The organism is Sphingomonas sp. GW821-FHT12D09, from assembly GCF_058807215.1.
This window is the reverse complement of the sequence record NZ_JBXAQL010000001.1, coordinates 1722781-1734514: the sequence shown is the minus strand read 5'-3', so window position 1 is coordinate 1734514 and position 11734 is coordinate 1722781. Positions and strand designations below refer to the sequence as shown.

Below are 11734 nucleotides of genomic sequence, written 5' to 3'. Positions count from 1 at the left end.
ACGCACCCGGGCTTCGCCGGGCTGTTGCGGCGCGCCCATACGGGAAGGATTATCATGAAGCGTATCGGTAAAGGCCTGCTGGGTTTCGCCCTAGTTTCAACCTGCCTCACTGGCGTCGGTCACGCCCAGAAGGCGCCCGCCCGGCCGGACACGAGGAACGCGGCGGTGGCGGGCATCTCGATCCCCTATGAGGAGTTCACCCTGCCCAACGGGCTGAAGGTGATCGTCCACACCGATCACACCTCACCGCTTGTCTCGGTCAACATGTGGTTCCGCGTCGGCAGCCGCAACGAGACGCCGGGCCATACCGGCTTCGCGCATCTCTACGAGCATCTAATGTTCCAGGGCAGCGAGAATCACAAGGACGAGTATTTCCGCCCGTTCGAGCAGGTTGGTGCGACCGATCGCAACGGATCGACTAACACCGACTACACCAACTATTTCGAGACGGTGCCCACGCCGGCGCTCGACATGGCGCTGTGGATGGAATCGGATCGCATGGGGCATCTGCTCGGCGCGATCGACCAGAAGGCGCTCGATGAGCAGCGCGGCGTCGTCCAGAACGAGAAGCGCCAGCGCGGTGGTCAGCCCGGCGCGATGGCGGTCGACCAGGTCCTCGCCGGACTCTATCCGGTGGGGCATCCCTATCGCCATACGCCGATCGGCTCGATGGCGGATCTAAACGCCGCCAGCCTCGAGGACGTTAAGAACTGGTACCGCAGCTGGTACGGCCCGAACAATGCCGTGCTGGTGCTTGCCGGGGACATCGATCTCGCCACCGCAAAGGAAAAGGTCGCACGCTATTTCGGCGACATCAAGCCGAGTGCCTCGGTGCCGATGCCGAAGCCCAACATCCCGGTGCTGACGCAGGACGTGCGCGAGACCTATCTCGACCGCGTCACCCAGAATCGCTTCTCGCGGTCGTGGGAAGCGCCGGAGGGTGCCAGCGCCGAAGCGCCTGCGCTCACACTGTTCATGACGGTGCTCGGCGGCGGCTCGACCTCGCGGCTATACAAGCGGCTGGTGAAGGACGAGAAGGTCTCGACCGGCGCCGGCGCCTTCTATTCGGGCAGCGTGCTGGCGGGCCGCCTCGGCATCGATGCCGCTATCAAGGACGGCGTCGACAAGGCGCGCATCGAGGCGCTGATCGACGAGGAGCTGAAGCGCCTGCTCGCCGAAGGGCCGACCAAGGCCGAGCTCGACCGCGCGCGCAACGTGTTCGTCACGCGCATGACTAAGGCGCTGCCCAAGCTCGCCTATCGCGCGCAGACGCTGAGCGAATGCGCGATCACCACCGGCAAGGCGGATTGCTGGCAGGACGAGATGCGCGGCTATCTGGCCGCGACGCCGGAAAGCGTGCGCGCCGCCGGGCAGAAGTGGCTCAGCAGACACAGCTTCACGCTCGACACGCAGAAGAGCGACGTCGCCGCCGCTGCGCGCCCCGAGCCGGTGGAGAAGATCACCCGCGCGCCGGTGCCTGTGCCGCCGGCGGACACGCACTTCAAGGCGAGCGGACCGGGTGTCGACCGCAGCAGCGGCGTGCCGCAGGTGACGAGCTTCCCCAAGTTCGATTTCCCGGCGCTTCAGCACGCCAGGCTTTCGAACGGCATCGAGCTGGTGCTGGTCGAGCGGCACAATGCGCCGACCGTGTCTTTCACGCTGATGATGCCCGGCGGGACGGTTGCCGACCGGCTTTCGGGCGGCAAGGTCAACCGCGCTTCGTTCGCGCCGGGGATGATGTCTGCGGGAACTACCAGCTATGACTCGACCCAGCTGATCGAGCGCGAGCAGGAGCTGGGCGCCAATGTCGGCTCGGGCGCCAGCCTCACCGATACCGGGGTGACGCTCAGTGCGCTCAGTGCGCGCCTGCCGGAATCGCTCGATCTGATGGCCGATGTGCTGTTCCATCCGAGCTTCGATGCCAAGGAGTTCGACCGCCGCAAGGATCAGGCGATTGCCAGCATCAAGGCGGCCAAGGTCAATGGCCAGCAGATCGCCGGCCGGCTGATCAACCCGCTGCTTTACGGCGCCGATCATCCGCTCGGCGAGATGCTGACCGAGCAAGGTGTGGCCGCGCTGACCCGCGACGACCTGATCGCCTTCCAGCAGGCGCGCATCCGTCCCGATGGCGCGCGGATCATCATCGTTGGCGACACGACGATGGCGCAGATCCAGCCGATGCTCGAGGCGCGCTTCGGTGCGCCGTGGAAGCCGGCGGGCCCCTCGGCCCAGGCGGATGCGCCCAAGGCGGCGCTGCCTGCCCGGCTCCGCGTGGTCTTGGTCGATCAGCCCGGCGCGCCGCAGTCGCAGATCTTCGCGACGCAGCTCATCCCGGAAAGCGCCAACACGATGGAAAGCGATGCGTTCGGCGTCGCTAATTCCACGCTCGGCGGTGGCTTCATGTCGCGGCTCAACCTCAATCTGCGCGAGGACAAACACTGGTCCTATGGCGCGGGCTCGGGAACGGGGGACGGTGATGGCCAGGCGATCTGGTACGCCAACGCCTCGGTGCAGGCGGACAAGACGGCGGAATCGGTGAACGAGATGCGCGGCGAGATCGGCCGGCTGGCGAACGGCACCGCGCCGATCAGCCCGGCCGACGTCAAGCGCGCGCAGCTTGATCTCTATTCCTATCCGGGCCGCTTCGATACCGGCGACGCGATCGCCGGAGAAGTCATGAGGATACTGCGCAAATCCTATCCCGAGAATTATGTCGAGCAGAAGATTGAGCGCATCCGCGCGATGACGCCGGCCCAGGCGCAGCAGGCGTTCAGCCAGGCAATCCATCCCGATGCGCTGACTTGGATCATCGTCGGCCCGCTCGACAAGATCGAGGGCCCGGTCCGCGCGCTGGGTCTCGGCGAAGTGACCGTGCTCGATCCCGACGGCAACGTCGTGAAGAAGCCGTAACGAGGTCTTCGCGGGCGGGGTGCCCGTCCCGCACCCGCCGGTACCCCTGGCCGGACCTCCGGGTCCGGTCAGGGCGTCTGGCCGACCCCGAAGCTGCCGCCGCGGCTGTGTCTCGAACCCTGACAAGGCGTGGCCGCGGTGTGCGCCTGCCGGATGATTTGCGCCGACGATCGGGCGCTGGGAATAAACGGCACGAGCGAACTGCCGAATACTGCCAAGGTCAGGCGAGAGGTCTGCTTTCCTATCCTCTACCTCTTGCTGCAGGGGAATCGATCTCTCACGATTTCCATCAAGTCGGCGTTTACATCTCGCCGTGGAAACGGTTCACGGGGCGCGTCGACTTTCAAGCGGCGGTGAGCATCGTTGAAGAACTGGCTAATTATTCCCCTGGGAAGGCGGCAGCTGGTGCACCGGTTGCAGTCTGACTGCTTTTGAACAGCTGACTGTAGGAACGCGACACACGTTAAGCTGGCCCCCAAGCCGCAAGCCAATAATTCGCCGTTCGAAGTCCGGTAACGCCTTTCTTTGGACCGTGGCGTTTACCGCGTCCGAACTCTCCGCATGCCCTCGGTTTGCTCAGCTTCAATTGCCGGCGCCGGGCCTCCCGATCCTGAACTCCTTCGGGGGCTTCGCTCCCATAAGATTCTTGACGAAATAGTCCCACCGCCGCCGCACCATGTAGCTGGATGCGTCGCCATAACCGTGATGCGCGCGCGGAACAGGACCAGATCGGAATCCTTCTTCGCCTTCTGTAGGGCATCGACGACTAGCAGCCTCGATGACACGGCCACGTTGTCGTCGAGCAGCCCGTGCGCCAGCAGCAGCTTGCCTTTCAGGTTCTTGGCAAGATTCAGATTTGCTGCAGGTCGTAATTCGCCATTCCCATGGACATCATTCTGATGCGGGTTGCCGCAGGATATTCATTTCCGGTCGACCGAGAAATCGCTGGGCTCTCATTTCCTCAAGTGCGATGGCAGCCGAGCGCGCCGCGGGACACAAAGAGCGCCTTGATGCCGTCGGACATGCCAATGGGTCGTGGTCAGGCACAGGGAAGTGATCGATACGCCGACGTGCTTCGTCAGACCCGCCTCGCGACAGATGTCCTTGCGTCGCCCATGGCGGCCTTCGACGCGCCGTGGCGGAACGGCTACGCACCGGATTGCAACCCCGGCCATGCAGGTTCGAGTCCTGTCGGCGCGACCAGCCGCCATCAAAAGCATTCGACTTGCGGCAGCTAAGCGCGCCAAAAGTGGTCGTTGGCGGCCCAGACACATGGCCTGATAGCGCTCGTTAACCCGCCACTCTGGCGTTGAGCTGCGATAGCATCATCCGCCATGAGGCCTTCGACCGTGTGGGTGCGAGCGTTGCGCCAATGTCGGTCCAAGGCCCCAACGCGTGGCGACGAGCGCGGCCGCTGCCACAGCCAGACCGGCCTCCAGCGCATCGAGCCGCGCACCGGCCCAGTTCGGCCAGCACGAACCTATCCTCGCTCGCCAAGCTGACATGAGCGCCGTGCCGGGGCCGCAGGCGCCCGCGCAATTCGCGCAACCGGTCTTCAAGACGGCATGGGCGATGCCCACGGTGATCGCAGCGTGCATCAGCGTCAGGAATGCGTGGTTGAGCCCGGGCCGTCCCAGGCTACGCGATTGTTCGACGCCAAGGTCCCGAGTGAACCGGACATCGCAAAGATGGACCGTGTCCGAGAAGGTCACGCGCTGCCCGATCGGATCCCAGTCCGTGAGCACTTCGAGATACTCGGCGTGCTGCGGCGCATAGACGAATACTGAGCGATTCCGGGGATCGAGTGCCCTGTTTCGGCCTATAGCGCAAAGCCGCTTGGGAGGGTGGATCAATACTTTCTTATAAGTTATTGAGATATTTAGGAGTGGGGACAAGCGGAATTTCGCGAATTTCCCAGGTTCGGACTGCCGGGGGGCGATAGTGGGCAAATCTCGAGTGTTTCCGCCGATCGTTGGCACTTGGGCGCGCCGGTCTCATCGGATGACCATTCGCGCGCTCCGTTGCGTGACCGCCCGAGCCGGCAGAACCCTCGCAAATCTCTTCTGGCTGACCTTGTTGGCAATTGGCCTGCTTCCGACTCATGCCTGGGCGCAGACGCCGACCATATCGACGGTCTCCCCGGCAGAGGGCCGGATGGCCAGTCCGGCTGCGGTAACGATTACAGGTTCTGATTTCAGCGCCAGCAGCAATGGTGTGACGTTTGGCGGGGTCGCCGGCACGGTGACCGCAAACGCGACCGGGTCGATCACTGTCACGCCGCCCAACTCCGCAGCGGCCGGCGCGGTAGATGTGGTGGTCACTAATAATAGCTCTGGCCTCTCGCAGACCAAGCCAGCCGGCTATCGCTATCTCGCACCGCCGGCGCTCACGCTATCGTTCAACCCGACTTCGGTCGCCAACGGCGCGAACACCACGCTGACGGCCGTGTTCAGCAATCCGAACCCGGTGGGCCTCACCGGAGTCTCGGTCGGGATTTCCACCTCCCCGAGCGGTCTGACCTATGTCTCCGGTTCGGCGACATCGACCTGCATCGTCGGGCTCTCGACAAGCGGCAATATGATCTTCCTGTCAGGTATGAACCTGGCTTCCAACGGGAGTTGCACCGTGACGATGCAGGTCCGCTCGACTACGCCGGCCAGCTACGGCGCGAGTGGAACGCCTTCCTCGACGGGCACCTCGACCACGGCCAGCCTACCGCAGACGGGCGCTCTCGCAGCTACGCCGACTCCGCTCACCGTTCAGGCCTCGGCCAATGCCAACCTCTCGAATCTGGTGATTTCGCCGGGTACGCTGAACCCGGCTTTCGCCGCGGGTACGACCAGCTACACCGCATCGGTCGCCGGCAACGTGACCTCGCTCAACGTGACGCCCACCGTGGCCGGCCCGGGAGCGACTGTGACGGTCAACGGCACTGCGGTCACCTCGGGCAGCCCGAGCGCGGTTCCCCTGGTGGCCGGCTCGAACACGATCACCGTGCATGTCACCGCGCAGGACGGCACGACCGCCAGAGATTACACGATCGCGGTGACACGCGCAACGCCGGTGCCTACGCTCGCCTCGCTCTCGGCCGCTGCCGCCAATGGCGTCGGCAGCACGACGGGTGGCGGCGGCGCCAGCTCGCTGACGCTCACCGGTTCGGACTTCACCAGCGCGACGCAAGTAAATTTCGGCGTCGCGACGATTGGATCGGGCGCCTTCACGATCGTCAACGACAGCACGATCACCCTGAGCGTGCCGACCGCGGCCTCTGCGGGTGCAACCGGGGCGGGCGGTGTGGTCACTGTCAGCGTCGCCTCTGGCGCCGGCACCAGCGCTACCCAGAACTTCACCTATGTGCTGACGCCGACGATCACCGCGATCACCACGCCGACCAACGACAATACGCCGACGATCACCGGCACGGCGGCGCCGAACGCGACGATCAATCTGACGCTCGCCGGTCCGCTGCCCTTAAGCACGAGCGGGATCACCGCGGACGGCAGTGGTGTCTGGACTTTCACGCCGACGGCGCGCAGCGACGGCCATTATACCGTGCAGGTGACCCAGACGCTGTCCACGGTGACTTCTGGCAATTCGAACCAGGTCTCGTTCGACATCGACACGACCGGGCCGGGGGTACCGGTGGTGACCGCGCCGGCCGAGAACGAGAATACGGGGTCGAGCGTGACGCTTTCGGGTACGACCGAGGCGGGCAGCGCGGTCGAGGTTCAGCCCGACAGCGGCGCTTTCGTGGCGGCCACCGTGAGCGGCACCACCTGGTCGTTCAACCTGACCGGCCTGTCGGTGGGCCCGCACACCGCGACGGTGCGCGCGAAGGATCCGCTCGGCAATCCGTCGTCCAGTGCGGTGCGCCACTTCACCGTCGCGGCGGCGCCGACGATCAGCGCGCTCAATCCGCATGGCGGGCCAACCGCGGGCGGCACGAGCGTGACGCTGAGCGGCGCCAATCTGAGCGGCGCGTCGGTGACGGTGGGCGGCAGCTTGGTCTCGGCGAGCGGCAATGCCACCAGCCTGACCTTCATCACGCCGCAGGGCACGGCAGGCTCGGCGAACGTGGTGGTGACCACCCCGGGCGGCACCGCCTCGACCAGCTTCACGTATATCGCGCCGGTCACGCTGGCGCCAGCGAGCGGCGCGCTGCCGGGCGGTATGGCGGGCACGGCCTATTCGCAGGCCTTCACGGCGGGCGGCGGTACGCCCCCCTATACCTACAGCCTGGGCGGGACGCCGCCGCCGGGGCTGACACTGAGCGGCGACACCTTGTCGGGCACGCCGACTGCGTCGGGCACCTTCAACTTCACCATCACCGCGACCGACAGCTCGGCGGCAGTGGCGGGCAGTGCCTTCACTGCCATGCAAAGCTATTCGATCACTATCGTCCAGGCGGGTCAGACGCTTAGCTTTCCACCGCTGTCCGATGCCTCGCTTTCCGATTCGCCGGTGTCGATTGCGGGCGCGGCTACCGCGAGCTCGGGCCTGACGGTGACCTACAGCACGACCACGACCGGCGTCTGCACGGTCTCTGGCACGGCAGTCACGCTGCTCGCGACGGGCACCTGCACGATCGACGCGGACCAGGCCGGCAACGCGACCTACAGCGCAGCGGCGCGCGTCTCGCGGAGCTTCCAGGTGACGCCGGCCAATCTGACGATAGCCACGGGCGTCGCGTCGGGGGCCAAGGTCGGCGCCAGCTACAGCCAGGAGAACCAAGCCTCGGGCGGCATGGCACCTTATACCTATATGCTCAACGCGGGCGCGCTCGTGCCGGGTACCAGCCTCGATCCGGCGACTGGTCTGGTGTCTGGCACGCCGACCACCGCGAGCACGTTCGGCTATCAGATCAAGGCGACCGACAGCCGGGGAGCGGCTTTCACCGCCATCGGCACGGTCACCACCGTCACGATCGCCAAGGGCGAGCAGACGATCGGCTTCACCCCGGCCGCTCCCAGCGCGGCGGTGGGCGGCCCGGCCTATACGGTGACCGCGACGGCGTCGTCGGGCCTCGCTGTGATCTTCAGCCTCGACGGCACCAGCACGGGCTGTGCGCTCTCTGGCAACACCGTGACCTTCACGGCGCCCGGCACGTGCCGGATCGATGCCGACCAGCCGGGCGACTCCAACTGGAATGCGGCGGCGCAGGTCCAGCAGACCATCACGGTCGGCGCGGCCCAGGCGATCGGCTCCAGCCTCAACTTCGCGCCGGCGACGCTCGCCGCGGGCTCGAGCGGCACGGTGACGATCACCTTCACCAACGCCAACGCCTCGGCCTCGCCTGCCTTCAATACGCTGCTCACCGCGGACACTACCGTGCTCGTACGCGTCCCGGGCGCGCCGGGCGGCAGCTGTGCGGGCTTCAGCGTCGGCGCACCCACCGCGGCGACTGTCCAGCTCAGCGGCCTCAGCGTGCCTGCGGGCGGATGCACCGTCACGTTCGACTATACGGGTCAGGCAGCGGGCACCGGCGCGGGCTTCACGCTGGGCGGCTTCACGCCCAGCGGCTACCCGGCCACGGCAGGCGCGACAGGCAATGCCTTTGCGGTGCTGCCCTCGGTCACGGGGATCTCGCCGACCTCGGGTCCGGTGAGCCAGGTGGTGACCGTCACCGGCATCGGCTTCAGCACGACGCCGGGCAATAACGTCGTCCATTTCGGCGCCGGCAACGGCATCGTCACGGCGGCGAGTGCGACGCAGCTCACCGTCACGGCCCCCGCCACTGGTTCGGGTGCCGTGACGGTGACCGTTACGGTCAACGGCCAGACCAGCACGGGCGGCGCAACCTATACCTTCATCGACAAGCCGGTTGCGGCGGACAAACCGAGCGTCTCCGTGCCCTATGGCAGCGCCGGCACGGTGATCGACCTGGCACCGTCGATCACCGGCGGACCGCACAACGGCATCGCCATCGGCAACGCGCCGGCGCACGGCACGACCAGCATCGCGGGCGACGTCGTGACCTACACGCCGGCGGCTGGCTATTTCGGCGCGGACAGCTTCACCTACACCGCGACCGGACCGGGCGGTACGTCGAACGTCTCGACCGTCAGCCTGACGGTCGAGACGCCGGCGGCACCGAGCGGCAGCAGCACCTCGGCTGCGGTGCCCTATGCCAGCACGGGCACGGCGATCGACCTCAGCGGCTCGATCACCGGTGTCCATTCGAGCATCGCGATCGGCTCGGCGCCGGCGCACGGCACCACGACGGTGTCGGGTGACGTGGTAACCTACACCCCGGCAGCGACCTATTACGGCGCCGACAGCTTCACCTACACCGCGACCGGCCCGGGCGGCACCTCGGCCCCGGCGACGGTGAGCCTGACGGTGGCGATCCCGCCCGCACCGACCGTCGCGGACAAGTCCGACGTGGCGGTGCCCTATGCGAGCGCGGGCACGGCGATCGACCTGTCGGGCTCGATCAGCGGCGTGCGCGGCAGCATCGCGGTCGCCACGGCGCCGGCGCACGGCACGGTGACGATCGCGGGCGAGGTGGTCACCTACACCCCGGCGGCGACCTTTTATGGCGCGGACAGCTTCACCTACACCGCGACCGGCCCGGGCGGGACGTCCGCTCCGGCGACGGTGAGCCTGACGGTGGCGACGCCGGCGGCGCCGACCGCGGCCAACAAGTCCGGCGTCTCCGTCGCCTATAACAGCGCGGGTACCGCCATCGATCTGGCGCCCTCGGTCACCGGCGTGCACAGCACGCTGACCATCGGCACGGCGCCGGCGCACGGCACCGTCACGGTGAGCGGCGACGTCGTCACCTACAAGCCGATGGCGGGCTATTATGGTGCGGACAGCTTCACCTACACGGCGACCGGCCCGGGCGGCACTTCCTCCGCCGCGACCGTCAGCCTGACGGTGGCCAACCCGCCCCCGCCGAGCGCGGCACCGGGCACCGGCACGGTCCCGAGCAGCACCACCACTACGGGCACCAGCGTCAATATCGACCTGTCGGCTCTGGTGACCGGCGTCTATGACACGATCCAGATCTCGACGCCGCCGCAGCACGGCACGGTCACGCTGAGCGGCGGTGGCGTGGCGGCCTCGCCGGTCAAGGGCGATGCCGCTCCGGCCACGCCGATCATCGCGACCTACAACCCGGCGGCCAACTATGCCGGCACCGACAGCTTCGCCTTCGTCGCGGTCGGTCCGGGCGGCACCTCGTCGCCTGCCACGGTGTCGATCACCGTCGTCGGCCAGGCGCCGATCGCCGTTGCCAAGGTGGCGACCACCGGGGACGGCCAGATGGTCTCGGTGATGCTGACCGACGGGGCGACCCGCGGCCCGATCACCGGCGCCAATGTGGTCAGCGTCTCGCCGGCCAATTCGGCCAGCACGGCGATCGTCGCCACCGGCACCGGAACCTATCGTCTCGATGTGACGCCGAACGACCGCTTCGGCGGGCAGATCGTGGTCACCTATACGCTGAGCAATATCTTCGGCGCCTCGGCTCCATCGACCGTGACGCTCACCGTCCAGGCCCGTCCGGATCCGCGTAACGATCCGACGGTCGGCGCGATCAGCGATGCCCAGTCCGAAGCGACCCGTCGCTTCGCCCGGGCCCAGGTCGGCAACTTCATGCGGCGTACCGAGCAGCTGCATAATGGCCGTGGCCAGGCCGGCATGGCGATGGGCGTGACGCTCAACTCGCGCGACGGCACGATGGGCATGCGCCAGCGCCCGACCGACAAGGATTGGGGCCTGGGGATCACCGAGCGGATGCGCATGTCGGGTGAGGATCCGGCGATCGGCCAGCTCGCCAACAACCCGCAAACGCCGCTCTCGGATACCGGTCAGCTCGGCTATGGCCGCATGATCGCGCCGACCGGCACCGGCACGCCGGACGCGGGTGCCGCGAAGAAGGCTGCCGACACGAACGAGGACGGCACCCGCCGCACCGGTTCGTTCGCGACCTGGGCGGGCGGTGCCATCGACATCGGCACGCGCGACAAGACCACCGATCGCACCAAGGTGACGGCAACCACGGCCGGTCTCAGCGCCGGTGCAGACATCAAGCTCGCCGACGGCGTCGTCGTCGGCCTGGGTGGCGGCTATGGCAATGACGTCAGCCGGATCGGCACGGCGGCGCAGGTGCGCGGCACCAGCACGCTCTATGCTGCCTATGCCAGCCTCGAGCCGGCGGACGGCACGTTCATCGACGGCGTGATCGGCCGCGGCCAACTCGACTTCAGCACCCGGCGTCTCGCCGCGGCGGTGGATGCGACGGCACGTGGCAGCCGTGACGGCAGCTACACGGTGGCGGCGATCTCGCTGGGGATCGACCGGATCGGCCGCGGCGCGCTGACCTGGTCGATCTACGGCCGCGGCGAGTATATGGATGCCGATCTCGACGCCTATTCGGAGAGCGGTGCCGGGCGCTACAATCTGCGCTTCGATGCGCGGCAGGTGCGCTCGATCACCGGCACGATCGGCGGCCGCATCGAGTATCGCCAGAAGGTAGGCTTCGGTTCGATCACCCCGCGCTTCCGCGCCGAGTGGAACCATGAGTTCTCCGATGTCGATCAGCAGTGGCTCGACTATGCCGATATCCCGGGTGCCGCGGCCTATGCGCTCACCGGCCAGGGCTGGAAGCGCGAGCAGCTCCAGCTCAGCCTTGGCACGCGCTTCGACATCCTGAAGGGCGGCTGGTCGTTCGACTTCGAGACCGGGCTGCGTACCGGCCAGGGCGAGAAGGCGGGGACGCTGCAGATCCGTGTGACGAAAGCGTTTTGAGCGTGCATCTTGGCCAACAAGTATTGGACCCGGCTATCATCACCTCCATGTAGTTGCCGCATTTGTCACG

The 11734-nt window shown here is 67.0% G+C and carries 3 protein-coding genes and 1 tRNA gene; 3 read left to right on the top strand and 1 reads right to left on the bottom strand.

Features of this window, described 5'->3' with window-relative positions; translation table 11 throughout:
- The first annotated feature begins 54 nt into the window (after window positions 1-54).
- Window positions 55-2910 carry a M16 family metallopeptidase gene (locus tag AC1RPL_RS07705; protein ID WP_493068660.1) on the top strand — a complete coding sequence of 952 codons (2856 nt, stop codon included), beginning with the start codon at window positions 55-57 and terminating at the stop codon, window positions 2908-2910.
- Between the two features lie 539 nt (window positions 2911-3449).
- On the opposite strand, the gene AC1RPL_RS07700 is transcribed toward AC1RPL_RS07705, so the two are convergent.
- A complete protein-coding gene (locus AC1RPL_RS07700) occupies window positions 3450-3716 on the bottom strand; it encodes a hypothetical protein (protein WP_493069100.1) in 267 nt (88 codons plus the stop codon).
- Between the two features lie 323 nt (window positions 3717-4039).
- Here AC1RPL_RS07700 and AC1RPL_RS07695 point away from each other — a divergent pair.
- Both AC1RPL_RS07695 and AC1RPL_RS07690 read left to right on the top strand, forming a co-directional pair.
- Window positions 4040-4113 (top strand) — tRNA-Cys (locus AC1RPL_RS07695).
- A gap of 798 nt (window positions 4114-4911) precedes the next feature.
- Window positions 4912-11664: an Ig-like domain-containing protein gene (locus AC1RPL_RS07690; protein WP_493068659.1), complete on the top strand. Its 6753-nt coding sequence runs from the start codon at window positions 4912-4914 to the stop codon at window positions 11662-11664.
- Window positions 11665-11734 lie beyond the last annotated feature (70 nt).

Bases quoted from the DNA above. Each gene is read 5' to 3' on its own strand.
- AC1RPL_RS07705 (WP_493068660.1), top strand. From the start codon at position 55: ATGAAGCGTATCGGTAAAGGCCTGCTGGGTTTCGCCCTAGTTTCAACC.
- AC1RPL_RS07690 (WP_493068659.1), top strand. From the start codon at position 4,912: ATGACCATTCGCGCGCTCCGTTGCGTGACCGCCCGAGCCGGCAGAACC.